14 protein-coding genes are annotated in these 17128 nt (G+C 68.9%); 9 read left to right on the top strand and 5 right to left on the bottom strand.

The features are described 5' to 3' along the window. Nucleotides 1-26: 26 nt before the first annotated feature. Nucleotides 27-1262: a sensor histidine kinase gene (locus U9J23_RS18565; protein ID WP_059384361.1), complete on the top strand. Its 1236-nt coding sequence runs from the start codon at nucleotides 27-29 to the stop codon at nucleotides 1260-1262. A gap of 17 nt (nucleotides 1263-1279) precedes the next feature. Next, on the top strand, nucleotides 1280-1918 hold the full coding sequence (locus tag U9J23_RS18560; RefSeq protein WP_006553604.1) for a response regulator: 639 nt from the start codon (nucleotides 1280-1282) through the stop codon (nucleotides 1916-1918). A gap of 13 nt (nucleotides 1919-1931) precedes the next feature. Here U9J23_RS18560 and U9J23_RS18555 read toward each other — a convergent pair whose 3' ends face one another. Further along, nucleotides 1932-2591 (bottom strand): hemerythrin domain-containing protein, encoded by a 660-nt coding sequence (locus tag U9J23_RS18555; RefSeq protein WP_085469714.1) that lies wholly within the window; start codon nucleotides 2589-2591, stop codon nucleotides 1932-1934. Nucleotides 2592-2861: 270 nt separating this feature from the next. Continuing rightward, entirely contained in the window at nucleotides 2862-3587 is a 726-nt protein-coding gene (locus U9J23_RS18550) for a TetR/AcrR family transcriptional regulator (RefSeq protein ID WP_228526003.1), read from the bottom strand. 46 nt (nucleotides 3588-3633) lie between these two features. Here U9J23_RS18550 and U9J23_RS18545 point away from each other — a divergent pair, with 46 nt between their 5' ends. The 3 genes from U9J23_RS18545 to lpdA all read left to right on the top strand — a co-directional run bounded on the left by U9J23_RS18545 (nucleotide 3634) and on the right by lpdA (nucleotide 6932). After that, nucleotides 3634-4647, top strand: coding sequence for an ABC transporter ATP-binding protein (locus U9J23_RS18545; protein WP_080968447.1), 1014 nt, complete (start codon nucleotides 3634-3636; stop codon nucleotides 4645-4647). Next, nucleotides 4644-5465 (top strand): ABC transporter permease, encoded by an 822-nt coding sequence (locus U9J23_RS18540; protein WP_059384715.1) that lies wholly within the window; start codon nucleotides 4644-4646, stop codon nucleotides 5463-5465. Before U9J23_RS18545 ends, U9J23_RS18540 begins: the two co-directional genes overlap by 4 nt. Before the next feature lie 63 nt (nucleotides 5466-5528). Continuing rightward, nucleotides 5529-6932, top strand: a complete 1404-nt coding sequence (gene lpdA, locus U9J23_RS18535; protein ID WP_059384716.1) for a dihydrolipoyl dehydrogenase — start codon at nucleotides 5529-5531, stop codon at nucleotides 6930-6932. Nucleotides 6933-7006: 74 nt separating this feature from the next. On the opposite strand, the gene U9J23_RS18530 is transcribed toward lpdA, so the two are convergent. Continuing rightward, entirely contained in the window at nucleotides 7007-7684 is a 678-nt protein-coding gene (locus tag U9J23_RS18530) for an ArsR family transcriptional regulator (RefSeq protein WP_228526005.1), read from the bottom strand. Between the two features lie 179 nt (nucleotides 7685-7863). Here U9J23_RS18530 and U9J23_RS18525 point away from each other — a divergent pair, with 179 nt between their 5' ends. From U9J23_RS18525 to U9J23_RS18510, 4 genes are all read left to right on the top strand, one after another. Then, complete coding sequence (locus tag U9J23_RS18525; protein WP_059384726.1) at nucleotides 7864-8676, top strand: class I SAM-dependent methyltransferase; 813 nt, start codon at nucleotides 7864-7866, stop codon at nucleotides 8674-8676. Continuing rightward, a complete protein-coding gene (locus U9J23_RS18520) occupies nucleotides 8676-9008 on the top strand; it encodes a hypothetical protein (RefSeq protein WP_060650615.1) in 333 nt (110 codons plus the stop codon). Before U9J23_RS18525 ends, U9J23_RS18520 begins: the two co-directional genes overlap by 1 nt. 68 nt (nucleotides 9009-9076) lie before the next feature. Then, nucleotides 9077-10174 carry a ferredoxin reductase gene (locus U9J23_RS18515; protein WP_085469680.1) on the top strand — a complete coding sequence of 366 codons (1098 nt, stop codon included), beginning with the start codon at nucleotides 9077-9079 and terminating at the stop codon, nucleotides 10172-10174. A 28-nt stretch (nucleotides 10175-10202) separates the two neighbouring features. Then, the gene (locus U9J23_RS18510; protein ID WP_194699614.1) at nucleotides 10203-11639 is read left to right on the top strand and encodes a fatty acid desaturase family protein; all 1437 of its coding nucleotides are present in this window, start codon (nucleotides 10203-10205) and stop codon (nucleotides 11637-11639) included. 73 nt (nucleotides 11640-11712) lie between these two features. Here the strand turns inward: U9J23_RS18510 and atzF are convergent, their stop codons facing one another. Further along, nucleotides 11713-13467, bottom strand: coding sequence for an allophanate hydrolase (gene atzF / locus U9J23_RS18505; protein ID WP_229579488.1), 1755 nt, complete (start codon nucleotides 13465-13467; stop codon nucleotides 11713-11715). Beyond that, the gene (uca, locus tag U9J23_RS18500; RefSeq protein WP_229579487.1) at nucleotides 13467-17108 is read right to left on the bottom strand and encodes an urea carboxylase; all 3642 of its coding nucleotides are present in this window, start codon (nucleotides 17106-17108) and stop codon (nucleotides 13467-13469) included. Before uca ends, atzF begins: the two co-directional genes overlap by 1 nt. Nucleotides 17109-17128: the final 20 nt, after the last annotated feature.

The following is a 17128-nucleotide window of genomic DNA, read 5'->3' as shown; positions in this document are numbered from 1 at the left end:
CCGCGTCGACCGTCATCCTGGAAGCCATGACGGCACCGACGACCACCGACGATCCGTGGCTTCGGACCTACAGATGGGCGCCGGTGGGGATGCTCGCCACCGGCACCGTCCTGTCCGTCGGCACCGCGACGTTGTTGATGAGTCCCGCCGAGCGGTACACGGCAGCGGTGCTCACCGCGGTGGCGGTGGGTCTGGAACTGTGGCGCGGTCGCCGCCGCCGGTCGATGCCGGAGGGCGACGCGGTCTACTACCTGCTCCGGTCTGCCCTGGCGTTCGTCCTGAGTTGGCTCAACCCGTTCTTCGCGATCTACGCGGCCTCCGGCTACTTCGATGCCCACGCGATGCTGCCGGATCGCTGGATCCGGTTCGGGCTGCTCGTCACCGCTGTGACGGTGGCGGGTTCGCAGGCGGGTGGTCTGCCGCCGGAGGACACGACGATGTGGATCGCGTTCGGGCTCCTCGTCGTGCTCAACGCTTCGATCTCCATGCTGATGATGAGGCTCGCCGAACGCGACGAGCAGCGAAGTCTCGAACGGCTCGCTGCGATCACCGAACTCGAACGCACCAACGTCCGACTCGAGAACGCGCTGTCCGAGAACCAGGCCCTGCACGCGCAGCTGCTGGTGCACGCCCGGGAAGCGGGGATCGACGACGAGCGCCGCCGGCTCGCCGCCGAGATCCACGACACCCTCGCCCAGGGCCTGGCCGGGATCGTCACGCAGTTGCAGGCGGCGCAGGACACCGCCGATCCGGAGGCGGCGCGGCGCCACGTCGAGAGGGCCACGGACCTTGCGCGACGCAGCCTCGGCGATGCCCGCCGCTCGGTGCGCAATCTCGCTCCCGAGGCACTCGAGCACCGCACGCTCGACGACGCGCTGGCCCACGAGGTGGAGAGATGGTCGGCCGAAAACGGGATCCGGGCCGATCTCACGGTCACGGGCACCACCGAACCGTTGCACGACGACATCGGAGTGACGTTGTTCCGCATCACCCAGGAGGCCCTCGCGAACGTCGCCAAGCATTCCTCCGCACACCGTGCCGGTGTCACGGTGTCCTACATGGACGACGAAGTGAGTGTGGACATCCGGGACGACGGATGCGGTTTCGATCCGTGCGCGACACCGGGCGACGGATTCGGGTTGCGGGGCATGCAGTCCCGTGCCGACCGGATCGCCGGCGTCGTGGACGTCGAGTCCGAACCGGGTGTGGGGACCGCGGTCTCGGTGCGGGTGCCGCTGATCAGGGCCGGGAGGACGTCGTGACCGACGGGGAGGATGTCGTGACCGACGCGGACGAGATCACCGTGCTGATCGTCGACGACCACCCCGTCGTGCGGGACGGCCTGCGCGGAATGTTCGCCGCATCCCCGGAATTCGACGTGGTCGGGGAGGCCGCCTCCGGTCCGGAGGCCGTGACCCTCACGCTCGAACTCGATCCCGACGTGGTGCTCATGGACCTGCGGATGCCGGGAGGCGGGGGAGTGCAGGCGATCACCGAACTCGTCGCGCGAGGTGCGCGTAGTCGCGTCCTGGTGCTGACGACCTACGACACGGACGCCGACACCGTGCCTGCGATCGAGGCCGGCGCGACCGGCTACCTGCTCAAGGACGCTCTGCGGGACGACCTGTTCGCCGGGGTGCGGGCTGCGGCGGAGGGACGGACCGTCTTGTCGCCGGTGGTCGCGTCGCGGTTGATGAACCACATGCGGACACCCACCGCCCCGCAGGCGCTCAGCGCCCGGGAGCGTGAGGTGCTGGCGCTCGTCGCGAAGGGCACCTCGAACCGGGCCATCGCCCAGGAGCTGTTCATCAGCGAGGCGACCGTGAAGACCCACCTGACCCACGTCTTCGCGAAGCTCGAGGTGAAGGACAGGGCGGCCGCGGTCGCAGTCGCCTACGACCGCGGGATCCTGGGTTAGCCGAACAGCAGGGTCAGCCGAACACCGCGCGCTCGCGGCGTCGTTGCCGACGGGAGAAGACCGCGACCATCAGTCGCACCGGAAGGGGCAGTTCGCGGCGGACCCGCTCGGTCTCGTCCTCGGTCATCACGGCGAAGAAGCGGGTGAGGTCGAAGTCGGCCCGGCCACCGCGCTGGGCGTCCTTCTCGAACCGCTGCCACGCGTCGGCGGAGACGTGCCCGGTGATGAGCGGGAAGACCGTCCGCTCCTCGTCCGCGATGTGCTCGTGGAGGTGCTCACTCAGCGTGCGGAGGGTGCGTGCGAAGCCGGCCACTGCCGCGGGGTCGGGGAGCCCGCGGGTGCATTCGCCGAGTTCGTCGAGGAGCGGGTCGAGTTCGTCGTGGTCGTCGGTGAGTTCGGTGAAGTCGACGTGGGGTCCGGCCGACGAGGTGATCAGCGGCCAGAGTGCGAGGTCCTCCACGTTGTGATGGTGATGGAGACTCGCGACGAACAGTCCGACGTAGTCGGCGGTCGCCGCGTAGCGGGCCCTGTCGAAGCTCGACGGATCTGCGAGCATCCGGTCCGCCAGTTCGCGGAGCCGGGTGACGTCGCGGAGGATCACGCGGTGCGCGAGCCGCATTCCGAGCAGGTCGTCGTCGGTGGTGAGGCGCGGGGTGATGGATGCGGAAGTCATGTCGGTAGCGTGCGCGGCCGGACTTGGAACCGACTTGGTGCCGAGCGGGCGCCGGAGATCGTCGCGCACCAAGTGGTCGCCAAGAATGTCTCCGCACGCTCGGTCCGTGATCATCACTCCCACGCTTCTGTACCGTCTCAGTGCCATCGGTGTCGCCCGTGAGCACCGTGGTCTCGGCGAGCGTGAGGTCGACAGGACCCGCGTAGAACGAGCCCGAATCCGGCCCCGCGATCCGGCCCCGCGATCCGGCCCGAAAACCGGCGGCCGAGGTCAGCGGGTCGGCGCGATGCCGAACAGGAGCGCGTCGATGCCGGCGCGGAACGCACGGTCGTTCGCATCGGATCCGTCGTCCGCACCGCTGCGGCTGTCCGCATCTGCGACATCACCAGCGGATCCTCCGGCGGCCGCGCCGGTCATCAGGGCGGTGAGATGCGGGTAGTCGCCGTGCTCGAGCATCGCGGCGATGTGCGCGGCTCCGCCGCCGGCCGCCCCTGCCGACATCCCGGCGGCCTCCTGCGCGGCGAAGTTGGTGACCCACCCCGACAGGAGGGCGACTCCGGTCATCGTCGCGGTCGGGTCGAGTCCGGCGGGGGCGAGGGCGCCGACGAGGTGGTCGAGATACCGCATCGAGTTCGGGCCGAGCGTCGATGCGGTGACCTGGCTCAGCCAGGGGTGCCGGCGGTGGATCGCGCGGGACTGTTCGGCGATGTCGAGTACGTCGGCGCGCACGTCGCCGGTCAGTGGAGCGAAGCGGTATTCGGCGCCGGCTCGGTCGACCATGAGGTCCACGAGATCGGTCTTGCCCGAGACGTAGCGGTAGAGCGACGCGGGGGCGGTACCGAGGGTGTCGGCGAGCCTGCGCATGGACAGGGCGCGGATGCCGTCCTCGTCGGCGATCCGCACGCACGCGTCCGCGAGCTGGTCGAGCGTGTAGGCCGGTCGCGGACCGGGACGCCCGGTGTCGGACCGCAGCCAGATCGAGTCGGAGACCGTCATGCAGGACAGCATGCCTCCTCGAACGGGTTGCGAACGATGTTCGCAGATGAGTACCCTCGAACTGCGAACGTTGTTCCCAGTCGAGAGGCGGATCGTGACCGAGATGGCACTCGAGGCGGAAGGCCTCACCCGGACGTTCGGTGATCGCACCGTCGTCGACGACGTCCAGCTGCGCGTCCCGCCGGGACGCGTCCATGCGCTCCTCGGTCCGAACGGATCGGGGAAGACCACCACCGTGCGGATGCTCGCCACCCTGCTGCGGCCCACGGCCGGTCGTGCCCGCGTACGCGGCTTCGACGTGGTGCGCGATGCGGCCCGCGTGAAGCGCTGCATCGGCTTCGTCGGCCAGTACCACGCGGTGGATCTGCGGCTGACCGGTGTCGAGAACCTGACGATCGTCGCTCGCCTGCACGGTCTGGCCGGTCGCGCCGCCCACGCCCGCGCGGTCGAACTGCTCGACCGCTTCGGTCTGGCCGACGCTGCGAACCGGCAGGCGAGCACCTACTCCGGCGGCATGCGCCGGCGGCTGGATCTGCTCGGCGGGATGCTCGTGCGACCCGACGTGCTCTTCCTCGACGAACCGACCACCGGTCTCGATCCGAGCAGTCGCAACGAGATCTACGGGATGGTCGGCGAACTGGTCGCCGAGGGCACCGCGGTCCTGCTCACCACGCAGTATCTCGACGAGGCCGACCGGCTTGCCGACGACATCACCATCCTCGACGCGGGCCGGACGATCGCGACCGGCACTCCCGCCGAGATCAAGGAGGCGGTCGGCTCCGGACTCGACCTCGTCCTGCCCGGTGCCGCCCACGTCGACGAGGCCGTCGCCGTCATCGGCGCATTCGGCCTGCGCCACACCGGCGTCCGGACGCCGGGGGCGAACGACTCGGTCCGGCTGTCGTTCACGACCGAGGCCCACTCGGTGCCGTTGCTGCCGGTGCTGCGCGCCCTCGGCGAGGCAGGTGTCCCCGTCGACGACATCGGCCGACGCCGCGTGGGTCTCGACGAGGCGTTCCTGACCCTGACCGGACGTGAGCGAATCGAGGAGTCCGCATGACCACCATCCACGAGTCCGGCCACGGCAGTTCTGCCCTCACCGGCACCCGGACGTTGCTGCACCGCGTCCTGCTGACCTACCGGCATTCGCCGGCCCTGCTGTTCGTCACCCTCACCGCACCGTTGGGCATGATGCTGCTCTTCGGATTCGTCTTCGCCGGCGCCCTGTCCGGTGGCGAGGGCGCCACCTACCGCGCGTATCTGATGCCGGGCGTACTCGTCCTCGTGGCGGCCATGGGCCTCGCGACCACCGCCGCCACCGCCAACGCCGACATGCGCAGCGGACTGTCGGATCGCTTCCGGACCCTGCCCACCTCCCCGGTGGCCGCACCCGCCGGCCTTGTCTTCGCCGAGACCCTGACGTGTGCGGTCACGCTGGCGCCGATGGTCGGCATCGGATATCTCGTCGGCTGGCGGATCGAGGCGGACGCCGGGGAGATCGCCCTCGCCGTGCTGGTGCTGCTGTTGTTCCGGTTCGCACTTTCGTGGGTGGGTGTGTGGCTCGGCGTCTCGATCCGGGACGAGCAGGTCCTGCAGCAGTGCGCACCGATGATCTTCGGCGCGATCATGTTCTCGAACATCTTCGTGCCCACCGACACGATGCCGGTGGTGGTCCGGCAGATCGCGGAGTGGAATCCCGTCAGTGCCGTCGTGGGTGCGCTGCGTGAGCTGCTCTCGGCGTCCGCGCCGGTACCCGCGGATGTGGCGTGGCCGCTGCACCATCCGGTGTGGTCGGCGTTCGGCTGGTGCGTCGTGCTGCTCGTCGTGACGGTCCCGCTCGCGGTGCGCCGATACACGGCCGATCACCGGATCCGGTAGCTACCGGCCGGTAACCGGACCATCGGCAGACACCGGAATCGGGCGGGACTACCCTGTATATCCGTGACCTCACACTATGACGTCGTTGTCCTCGGAGCCGGTCCCGGTGGGTACGTCGCTGCTATCCGCGCGGCACAGCTGGGACTGAGCACCGCCATCATCGAGCAGAAGTACTGGGGTGGTGTCTGCCTGAACGTCGGCTGCATCCCCTCGAAGGCACTTCTCCGCAACGCCGAGCTGGCACATCTCTTCAACAAAGAGGCCAAGACCTTCGGCATCTCGGGAGACGTGTCCTTCGACTTCGGTGCCGCCTACGACCGCAGCCGCAAGGTCGCGGACGGGCGCACCAAGGGCGTGCACTTCCTCATGAAGAAGAACAAGATCACCGAGTACGACGGTAAGGGCTCGTTCGTCGACGCCAAGACCATCGAGGTGGCCCTCACCAAGGGCGGCACCGAACAGGTGACCTTCGACAACGTCATCATCGCGACCGGTTCCGTCACGAAGCTGCTGCCGGGCACCGAGCTCAGCGACAATGTCGTCACCTACGAGGAGCAGATCCTCACCCGCGACCTCCCCGAGTCCATCGTCATCGTCGGTGCCGGCGCCATCGGCATGGAGTTCGGCTACGTCCTGAAGAACTACGGGGTCGACGTCACCATCGTCGAGTTCCTCGACCGCGCACTGCCCAACGAGGACGCCGACGTCTCCAAGGAGATCGCCAAGGCGTACAAGAAGCTCGGCATCACCATCAAGACCGGTGCCGCCGTGCAGAAGATCTCGGACGACGGCTCGAAGGTGACCGTCGAGATCAAGGACAACAAGTCCGGCAACGTCGAGACCGTCACGGTCGACAAGGTGCTGCAGTCGGTCGGCTTCGCGCCGCGCGTCGAGGGCTACGGCCTCGAGAACACCGGCGTCGAGCTCACCGACCGCGGTGCCATCGCGATCGACGAGCGCATGCGCACCAACGTCAAGGGCATCTACGCCATCGGCGACGTCACCGCGAAGCTGCAGCTCGCGCACGTCGCGGAGGCACAGGCCGTGGTCGCGGCCGAGACCATCGGCGGTGCCGAGACCCTCGAGCTCGGCGACTACCGCATGATGCCGCGCGCGACCTTCTGCCAGCCGCAGGTCGCCTCCTTCGGTCTCACCGAGGAGCAGGCGAAGGCCGAGGGCTACGACGTGAAGGTCGCGACCTTCCCGTTCACCGCCAACGGCAAGGCACACGGTCTGGGTGATCCCAACGGCTTCGTCAAGCTCATCGCCGACAAGACCCACGGTGAGCTCATCGGCGGTCACCTCATCGGCCCCGACGTCTCGGAGCTGCTGCCCGAGCTGACCCTGGCCCAGAAGTGGGACCTCACGGTCAACGAGCTCGCGCGCAACGTCCACACGCACCCGACGCTCAGCGAGGCGCTGCAGGAGGCCATCCACGGTCTCGCGGGACACATGATCAACTTCTGAGGATGCGGGGCCGACCCGAGGCCCCGCGTTCACCCTTCTTCCGTGTGGGCGGATCCCCGCTCGGATGTACCGGCTCAGCCCGTGACGACTCGACCGTCGTCGCGGGCTGACGTCGTTCCGCCCTTCTCCGGGCGCAGCACCAGCTGCACGAGACAGTTGCCGTCCTGCGGGTCGGGCCGGACGTCGACGGCGTAGCGGCTGCGCAGCAGGTCGGCGTGGTCGTCGAGGACGCGCTGGATCAATCCGCGCTGGATGCCGCGCACCACTTCGGGATTCGTGCGGGCGATCTCCGCGAGCGGGCACGTGCACAACGTGAGGCTGTGGGTGCCGAAGGCGTTCGTCGCGGTCTGTGTCTCGAAACCCAACTGCTGCAGGGCGTCGATGACGAGCGTGCCGGCGTCGACGGTCGGTGCGGGTGCGAGGGCGAGCATGCCCGCCCAGTCCGAGCCCACCTCGAACGCCTTGTCCTCGCGCTCGGTGGGGGTGCCCCCGAGCCGCGCGGCGAGCAGCGCGACGAGATCGGTGTAGGACGGTTCCTTCACCGCGACGTAGCCGAGGCGCGGGCGCCCGACCCGCTCGGCCGGAAGCTGCTGTGTACGCACGAGACCTTCGTCCTCGAGGCCCGCGAGATGGAAGCGGACGGTCGTGACGTGCAGGGCGAGCGCGGCGGCGAGGTGATGGGCGTCGACCGGGCCCGAGGACTCCCGCAGCAGTCCGAGAATCCGCTCGCGTTGCTTCACCCGCCGTGCCAAGTCCGCTCTCCCGTCGCGCCCGGGGTGCCCCTTAGGTGAGGGTCACCTTATTAAAAGGAAGAAAATCCTCTATAGTCGGCGTCATGGAGGCGACGACCGGCTCACCGTCCACGTTACGACCGGTCCGGAAGGCCTCGGAACTGTGGCTACCCTTGGCCTCGCGAGAAAGAGTGCAGAACATGACGAATGAGCGCGCATCGGAAGACGCTCTGCCCCTTGCGGGTAGGGACACCGCCCACCTGCCGGGGCACTGGCTGCTCGCCCGCCTGGGCAAGCGTGTGCTGCGGCCCGGCGGCAAGGAACTGACGGCACGCGTGCTCGCCGACGCGCGGTTGCGCGGCGCGGACGTCGTCGAGTTCGCGCCCGGCCTCGGCCGGACGGCACAGGAGATCCTCGCGTACTCGCCCGGCAGCTACACCGGCGTCGAATCCGACGAGACGGCAGCCGAACTGACGCGCAAGGCCATCGCCGGTGGCGGCAGGGTGGTCAGCGGCGAGGCGTCGAAGACCGGACTCGACGACGAGGTCGCCGACGTCGTGGTCGGCGAGGCGATGCTCACCATGCAGACCGACAGGCACAAGGCGGAGATCGTGCAGGAGGCCCGCCGGGTGCTCCGCGCCGGCGGCCGGTACGCCATCCACGAACTCGCGATAGAACCCGACGAGGTCGACGACGAGGTCAAGACCGAGATCCGCAAGTCGCTCGCGCGCTCGATCAAGGTCAACGCCCGCCCGCTCACCGCGGAGGAATGGCGGACCCTGTTCGAGGAGAACGGATTCGAGGTCGAGAAGGTCGGCTTCGCGCCCATGGCGCTGCTCGAACCCAGGCGCATCCTCGCCGACGAGGGCCTGCCCGGCACCCTGAAGTTCGTCCGCAACGTCCTCCGCGACTCCGACGCCCGCAGCCGGGTGCTCCAGATGCGGTCGACGTTCACGAAGTACAAGAAGCATCTGGTCGCGATCGAGATCGTCGCCACGAAGAAGGAAGCGTGATGAGTACACAGCAGGTCGAGGGCAGGCTCACCCGTATCGAGGGTCTCGCGGAGCTCAACGCGGGTGAGGGGAGCGGGCCGCGCATCGAGAAGCTCGCGGCGGTCACCGGCGCCACCGTGGTGCGGCTGTCCTTCGTTGCCGGGCAGACGATGGACGACCACAAGGCCGGCGCTCCGATCCTCGTGCAGGCCGTCACCGGGGACATCTCGTTCAGCACCGCCGACGAGACCGTGTCGCTCGTGCCGGGCACCGCCGTCCACGTCGACGCCGGCATCGTGCACCGCCTCGTCGCGAACGCCGATTCCGTGGTGCAGCTGACGATCCTGCGCTGAGCTGTCACCGATCCCACATCGGCAAGGAATTCGCACGTGCGGCGTGTATGCCCGCGTAGTGTTGCGTCATGGCGGAACGCGGCGCTCGCCCACACGTGCACCCAGTTCGGAGATGGTTGCTGCGAACGGTGCGGCACCTGTTCACACCTCTGCGGCCCGACGACTATCTCGAAATGATCAACCCGCTCTGGACGACCCGCGAACTGCGCGGCCGTGTGGAACGGGTCGTCCCCGAGGGCGGCGACGCCGCATCGGTGCTCATCCGCCCGGCCTACGAGTGGCGCGGTCACGAGCCGGGCCAGTACGTGCGGCTCGGGGTGATCATCGACGGGGTCTACCACTGGCGGGCGTACTCGCTCACCTCCGATCCCGATCCGGTCGACGGGCTCATCAGCGTCACACCCAAGCTCGTCGAGAACGGTGTGGTCTCGCCGTACCTGGTCCGCAAACTCGAGCCCGGCGACATCGTCCGGCTCGGTGAGGTCGAGGGCGTGTTCACCCTGCCCGACCCGCTGCCCGCGAAGATGCTGTTCATCAGCGCGGGCAGCGGGATCACACCGATCATGAGCATGCTGCGCAGCCTCGATCACCGCGACCGCCTCGACGACGTCGTCGTCGTGCATTCCGCCCACACCGAGGACGAGGTGATCTTCGGCTCGACCCTGCGCGACCTCGACGAGCGGCATCCCGGAATGCGTCTCGAGCTGTGGCTCAGCGGCGACCGCGGCCGCATCACCCCCGACGACCTCGACGATCTGTGCCCCGACTGGCGCGAGCGCGACACCTTCTGCTCGGGCCCGCGCGACCTGCTCGACGCTCTCGAAGAACACTGGGACGAACACGGTGATCCCGAAAGATTCCACCTCGAACGTTTCCAGCCGATCATCGGTGGGAATGCCGGGAGCGGCGAGGGCGGCACCATCCACTTCCTCGACAGCGAGAAAGAGGTGGAGTGCGACGGGGGAACACCCATCCTGGTCGCAGGCGAGAACGCCGGCCTGAAGTTGCCGTACGGCTGCCGTATCGGCATCTGCCACACGTGCGTCGGAACGCTGAAATCCGGGCAACTCCGGGACCTTCGGACCGACGAGGTGAGCGAGCCCACCGGGGCTGCGGTGCGTACCTGCATCCACACCGCGGAGGGCGACATCGAAATAGAACTGTGAAGCAACCGGCTTCGAAGCAGGGGGCGTCGTGACGATAAGCATCGACAGGACCGACACCGGGACGCGGGAGCCACAGAGCCCGCTCGCGCATCTGAGCGACGACGATCTCGAGCAGATCGCCAAGGAATTCGACGCCATCCACGACGAGGTGTACTCGAGTCTCGGCGACAAGGATCGGCAGTACATCAAGAACGTCATCGCCGCGCAGCGTCAGCTGGTCGTCGCGGGGCGGGTATTGCTCTTCGCGTCGTCGTACAAGCCCGCATGGGTGGCCGGGACCGCCTGTCTCGGAGTGGCGAAGATCCTCGAGAACATGGAGATCGGCCACAACGTCATGCACGGCCAGTGGGACTGGATGAACGATCCGGACATCCACTCGTCGGTGTGGGACTGGGACACCGCCTCCACCGCGGAGGCGTGGAAGCACTCGCACAACTACATCCACCACACGTTCACGAACATCCGCGGTCTCGACAAGGATCTCGGCTACGAGATCATGCGGATCGACCCGCACCAGAAGTGGCACCCCGTCTACCTGGCGCAACCGCTCTACAACGCGCTGCTCACCGTGCTCTTCGAATGGGGTGTGGCGCTGCACGACCTCGACCTCGAGGCATTGTGGGCCGGCGAGAAGTCGGCCGGTCAGGTGATCGAGGAGCTGAAGGGCATCTTCGGCAAGGCCCGCGCGCAGTTCGTCAAGGACTACGTCGGCTGGCCGCTGGTGAGCGCCGCGCTGTTCGGTCTCGCGCAGGTCGCGCTGCAGGGCCGGTTGCCCCAGCCGAAGACCTCGCGTCTGGGCCGGCGACTGCGATCGATGAGCAAGGGGACGATGGGTAGGGGCCGGTCCGGAAAGTTCCGCACCGCAGCCCATCTCGCCGACCGGTATCTGCCCGGCGTCGAGAAGACCTTCCTCGCGACGGTTCTCGCCGACATCACGGCCAACATCATCCGCAACGTGTGGGCGCACGCGATCATCTTCTGCGGGCACTTCCCCGACCAGACCTACACCTTCTCGAAGAAGGAGGTCGAGAACGAGTCGCGCGGAGGATGGTACGTGCGACAGCTCGTCGGCGCCGCGAACATCGAAGGCACCCCGCTGTTCCACATCCTCAGCGGTAATCTCGGCTACCAGGTGGAGCACCACCTGTTCCCCGACATGCCGAGCACCCGTTACGCGGAGGTCGCGCCGAAGGTCAAGGACATCTGCGAGCGCTACGAACTGCCCTACAACTCGGGCAGACTGGGCAAGCAGTGGTTCATGGTGCACCGCACCATCGCCCGGCTCGCGTTCCCGGGCGGCAAGCCCCGTCCGAAGCCCGGACCGTATCGTCGTTCGCAGGACCCCACCGGCGGTCCCATCCCCAGCGAGGCCGCACGGTTCCGCGACCGTCTGCCCGCCGACCATCCCGACGCCGGACCGGAACACGCCGGTGGCGGCGTGAAGGTCGATCCGCCGCCCCGCTGACCGTCATCCGGCGTGCAGTTCTCGTCGACGATGCGCGAGATCGCCGACGAGAACTGCACTCCGGAGCCCGGGGTCAGGACGCCCGATAGGCCTTCCAGCCGCCGAACCCGGTGATGTCCACCGCGTCGGCGGCTGCGTCCTGCGTGCACCCGAAACCGACGACCCACCGTCCGTCCGCCAGTTCGACGCTCGTCAACGTCATCGGGGCGGGCAGCGCGGCGAGGAACCGGCCCAGACCGGCCTCCGACAGCCGGAACAGTTCGCCCACGATCGCGGCGCCCTCGCCCGGTGCGTGACGCACCAGGCCCGGCTTCGGCGGCGTCGTGTTCAGTGCGGTGAGACGGTACGCGTCGGAGGTGTGCACCTCTTCGACGAAGCGCGCCCCGAGTTCCTCGAGCTGGAAGTGCAGCGGCTGACCGCGCAGGTGTGCTCCGAAGACCGCCAGTTCCACACCGGATTCGACGATGCGCGGTGCGTCCACACCGTTCAGCGCCGCCGCGACGTCCACCGCCACCTGGTCGCCGAAAGCCGGGACCACGACCATGACCCCGAACGGCTCGCCGGCCGCCGTGGGCACACCGGGCACCGCCACCGCCGCCATGTCCAGCAGGTTGCAGAAGTTCGTGTAGGTACCCATCCGCCGATTGATCGCGATCGGATCGGCCTGCACCGCGGCGATCGTCGGGTGTTCCGTCGTCGTCGGGAGCAGCAACCCGTCGAATCCGGCGAGCAGTTCACTCGCGAACGCCTTCACGTGGGTGAGGGTGTCGAGGTCCTCGACGAGTTCGTAGGCGGCGGGCTTCTTCGCCCCGGCGACGATCGCGGCGACGGTGGGATCGGCTCCCTCCGGTGCCGTCGACAGGAACTCGCCGACGGCCGCATAACGCTGGGCCACCACGGCACCGTCGTACAGGAGCAGGGCCGCGTCGAGCAGCGGTGAGACGTCCACCTCCGCGATCTCGACGCCGGACTCGCGCGCCGCGGCCACCGTGCGGGTGAAGGCGTCGCGGTACTGCTCGCACAGCGCCTCGAGATCCTCGGCGCGCGGCACCGCGACGCGCAGGGTGTTCGGCGCGGCGAGTCGCACGTCCGCGGGCCAGGTCCGGCTGCGCGGGTCGCGGGGTTCGGGTCCGGCCATGATCCGCATCGCGGTCGCCGCCAGGTCGAGCGACGTCGCGAAGACCGTGAGGCAGTCGTAGTCGACGCAGGCCGGGACCACACCGTGTGCCGGGATCACGCCGAGAGTGGCCTTGATGCCCACGATTCCGTGCAGCGCGGCGGGGACGCGTCCCGAACCGGCCGTGTCGGTGCCCAACCCGATGTCGGCGATGCCGAGCGCCACCGCGGCCGCCGAACCGGAACTCGAACCGCCCGAGACCTTCTCGGGATCCCACGCGCACCGCACCGCCCCGTAGGGGCTGCGGGTGCCGACGAGGCCGGTGGCGAACTGGTCGAGATTGGTCTTGCCCAGCACGACGGCGCCGGCGGCGACCAGACGCTCGACACCCGAAGCGGTTTCCTCCGGGACGTACGCGAACTCGGGACACGCCGCGGTGGTCGGGATTCCCGCGACGTCCACGTTGTCCTTGACCGCCACGACCAGACCGGCGAGCGGAAGCGACTCACCGGCGGCGACCCGTGCGTCCACGGCGGCCGCCTCGGCGAGGAGATCGTCTGCGCTGCGCAGGGTGATCCACACCTCGGGTCGGTCCACCTCGTCGATGCGGCCCAGTGCGGCACGAACGCGATCGGTGGCGGACACCCTCACCGAGGGGGCGGGCGCCGTGAATCCGACACCCGGGTTGTCGAGGGTACTGCCGATGCTCATCAGACTGCTCCGATCACGAGAAGGGGGGTCCCGGGTGCAACCTTCGTGCCCGGGCTCACGAGAACTTTCAGGACCGTGCCGGTGGTCTCCGCCGGCACGGGCATCTCGAGCTTCATCGCTTCGAGGACCACCGCGGTGTCCCCGGCGGCGACGGTGTCGCCCTCGGCGACCCCCACGCGCCAGACGTTGCCGACCATCGGCGCCTCGACGACGACGGCACCTGCCGGCATCCCGTCCAGGGGATCACCGACAGCGGATATCTCGATCGGCTCGCTGTCGACGCGGTCGAACTCTCCGGCCTCGAGCCAGGCCCGCTTCTCCGCGTCGAACGCACGGGACTGCGCGGCGTGGAAGGCGTCGATGGAGTCGGCGTTGTCCTCGAGGAAACGCAGGTGGTCGGCGAGAGCGAAGGTGCCGTCGGAGATGTCGGCGTCGAACCGGCCCGCCTTCGCCGCGGCCCGGTCTTCGAGCAACTGCTCGGGCGTCACCGGTTCCCAGACGATGCGGTCGAAGAACCGGAACAGCCACGGCTTGTCCTCCTCGAACGGCCCCGTCTGCCGGTAGCCCGACCAGATGGGGATCGTCCGTCCGACCAGCTGGTATCCGCCGGGCGATTCCATGCCGTAGACGCACAGGTACTTGCCGCCGATGCCCACTGCGTCGGACGGCGTCCACGTGCGGGCGGGGTTGTATTTCGTCGTGACCAGCCGGTGCCGCGGGTCGAGCGGAACGGCCAGGGGCGCACCGAGATAGACGTCGCCGAGGCCGAGGACCAGATATTCGGCGTCGAAGACGGTGTCGCGGACCTGCTCGACCGAGTCGAGACCGTTGATGCGCCGGATGAACTCGGTGTTCGACGGCAGCCAGGGTGCCTCGTCGCGCACCCCGCTGCGGTAGCGCGAGATGGCCTCGGCGATCGACGGGTCGTCGAACGACAGCGGCAGACGGATGGTGCGGCTCGGCACCACCAGATCGCGCGTCGCGGGAAGTTCCGTCTCGAGATCCTGCAGCACCCCGAGCAGGCGGCACTGCGGCAGCACGTCGGGATCGAAGTGGATGTGCAGCGAGCGCACACCCGGCGTGACGTCGACGATGCCGGGCAGGCGCGTGGCGGCCAGCGCCTCCGACAGTGCGTGCACGCGCATGCGCAGGCCGAGATCGAGCACCATCTCGCCGTACTCGACGAGGATGTTGTCGTCGCCACCGCGCAGGTACACGACCTCGGGGTGGTCCAGGAACGGCTCGATGCGACCGAGACGACCACAGTCGGGTGCGCTCTGCCGGGCGACCGGTGGGAGGTCGGCGCCGCGGGCCGCACTGCTGCGCAGCTCGACGGCGCCCTCGTCGGTGACCGGCACGAACCGCAGCGAGTCGCCGGGGCGGATCTGGCCGAGCTTCCAGCGGTGGCCGGAGATCACCGTGAGCGGGCACGCGAAGCCGCCGAGACTCGGACCGTCCGGACCGAGCAGGATCGGGGTGTCGCCGGAGACGTTGAGTGCGCCGACACTGTACGGATTGTCGTGCAGGTTCGACGGGTGCAGACCGGCGTCGCCGCCGTCGGTGCGCGACCAGGTGGGCTTCGGGCCGTCGAGCCGGATGCCGGTGCGGTTGGCGTGCGTCTGCACCGTCCACGTCGCGTCGTAGAACTGCTGCAGGTCGTCGGCGGTGAAGTAGGCCGGGGCCGGCTGCGGGCCCTCGGTCACCGCGAGATGCCATGTGTGCCCGAAGGCGGGGCGGATCCCGGTGGGGACCGGGGCCGGATCGGTGAGTGCGCCACCGGACGCAAGCCCGAGCACGTCGCCGGTCGCGAGCGCCCTGCCGGTGGGTCCACCGAAACCGCCGAGCGTGAACGTCGATGCGCTGCCGTGGTAGAGCGGCACGTCGAGTCCGCCGCGGACCGCGAGGTAGGTGCGCAGGCCTGCGTCGACGGGGGTGCCGACGTCGAGAACGGAACCGGCGGGGACCTCGACGGGCTCCCACATCGGCACCGGCGCACCGTCGACGGTGACCTCGGCGGGGGCGCCTGTGACACACACGATCGTCGGATCGGAGAACCCGAGGCGCGGACCGAGCAGGGTGCATTCGAGACCGGGTGCGCCCTCCGGGTTGCCGACGGCGACGTTCGCGGCGCGGAAGGAGAGATCGTCCATCGGACCGGACGGCGGAATGCCGACCTCCCACAGTCCGATCCGTCCCGGGAAGTCCTGGACGGTCGTCATCGTGCCGGCACGCAGCACGTCGATGCGGTGTCCGGTGGGGTGGATGTCCGCCAGCGTCGTGGTGACATGCTCCGCGTCGAGAATCGTTGCCTCGGAGCAGATCCTGCGCAACTGCGACAGGTTCGTCTGCACGCCGTGGATCCGGGTGTCGTCGAGTGCCTCCGCCAACCCGGCGAATGCTGTGCGCCGCGACTCGCCGCGCACGATCACCTTCGCGAGCATCGGGTCGTAGGAGGTGCCGACCTCGGTGCCCGTGTCCACCCACGTCTCGATGCGGGTGTGGGCGGGGAACTCGACGTGCGTGAGCAGACCCGCGCTCGGCCGGTGGTCGCGGCCCGGATCCTCCGCGTACACACGGGCTTCCACCGCGTGCCCGGTGATCTCGGGTCCGGAATCGGGCAGTCCGTCGAGCATGCTGTCGTCGCCGCGCGCGAGGCGCAGCATCCACTCGACGAGGTCGACGCCCGTGACCTCCTCGGTGACCGGATGTTCGACCTGCAGCCGGGTGTTCATCTCGAGGAAGGACACCTCGCCGCGATCGACGTCGTAGACGAACTCGACCGTGCCCGCCGACCGGTACTGCACCGACGACGCGAGAGCGCGTGAACACGAGAGCATCCGCTCGACGATGTGGTCGGGGAGGTTCGGCGCGGGCGCCTCCTCGACGACCTTCTGGTTCCGGCGCTGCAACGAACAGTCGCGGGTGCCGAGGCTGATCGTCCGGCCGTGCCCGTCGCCGAAGACCTGCACCTCCACGTGCCGGGCGCGGGGGACGAACCGTTCGAGGAAGACACCGGAGGACGAGAAGTTCGCCGTGGCGAGCCGGATGACGCGTTCGTACGCCTCACGCAGGTCGTCGGCGCTGTGGCAGGCCTGCATGCCGATACCACCACCGCCGCCGACGGCCTTGAGCATCACTGGATATCCGATGTCCTCGGCCGCGGCGAGCGCGTCGTCGAGCGACTCGAGCAGTCCGCTTCCGGGGACGAGGGGCGCGCCCACCGCGAGGGCGGCCTCACGGGCGGTGTGCTTGTCGCCGAAGACGCGCAGTTGGTCGGGGGTCGGCCCGACGAAGGCGATTCCCGCCGCCTCGCAGGCAGCAGCGAATTCGGCGTTCTCCGAGAGGAACCCGTAACCGGGATGGATCGCTCCCGCACCGGTGGCCAGGGCCGCCTCGACGACGAGATCGGCCCGCAGGTAGGACTCGGATGCGGGAGCCGGGCCGAGCCGGACCGCGATGTCGGCGAGTTCGACATGTGCGGCCGTTGCGTCGGCGTCCGAGTAGACCGCAACAGTCTTCAGACCCAGCTTGTGCGCGGACCGCATGATGCGGCACGCGATCTCGCCGCGGTTGGCGACCAGCAGGGTGTCGAAGGCGAAGGTCGAGGGGACCGACGCTTCTGTATACGTCTTTGTGGACATGGCTGTATACGCTATGGACC

This window comes from Rhodococcus sp. PD04 (genome assembly GCF_035918275.1).
GTDB lineage: Bacteria > Actinomycetota > Actinomycetes > Mycobacteriales > Mycobacteriaceae > Rhodococcus > Rhodococcus rhodochrous.
This window is presented reverse-complemented; position numbering and strand designations above follow the sequence as displayed.

What these genes read in the sequence shown, in the direction of transcription:
- U9J23_RS18555 (WP_085469714.1), bottom strand. Translation starts at nt 2,591, where the DNA reads ATGACTTCCGCATCCATCACCCCGCGCCTCACCACCGACGACGACCTG.
- uca (WP_229579487.1), bottom strand. Translation starts at nt 17,108, where the DNA reads ATGTCCACAAAGACGTATACAGAAGCGTCGGTCCCCTCGACCTTCGCC.
- U9J23_RS18520 (WP_060650615.1), top strand. Translation starts at nt 8,676, where the DNA reads ATGAGTACACAGCAGGTCGAGGGCAGGCTCACCCGTATCGAGGGTCTC.
- U9J23_RS18550 (WP_228526003.1), bottom strand. Translation starts at nt 3,587, where the DNA reads ATGACGGTCTCCGACTCGATCTGGCTGCGGTCCGACACCGGGCGTCCC.
- atzF (WP_229579488.1), bottom strand. Translation starts at nt 13,467, where the DNA reads ATGAGCATCGGCAGTACCCTCGACAACCCGGGTGTCGGATTCACGGCG.
- U9J23_RS18565 (WP_059384361.1), top strand. Translation starts at nt 27, where the DNA reads ATGACGGCACCGACGACCACCGACGATCCGTGGCTTCGGACCTACAGA.
- U9J23_RS18545 (WP_080968447.1), top strand. Translation starts at nt 3,634, where the DNA reads ATGAGTACCCTCGAACTGCGAACGTTGTTCCCAGTCGAGAGGCGGATC.
- U9J23_RS18515 (WP_085469680.1), top strand. Translation starts at nt 9,077, where the DNA reads ATGGCGGAACGCGGCGCTCGCCCACACGTGCACCCAGTTCGGAGATGG.
- U9J23_RS18525 (WP_059384726.1), top strand. Translation starts at nt 7,864, where the DNA reads ATGACGAATGAGCGCGCATCGGAAGACGCTCTGCCCCTTGCGGGTAGG.
- U9J23_RS18540 (WP_059384715.1), top strand. Translation starts at nt 4,644, where the DNA reads ATGACCACCATCCACGAGTCCGGCCACGGCAGTTCTGCCCTCACCGGC.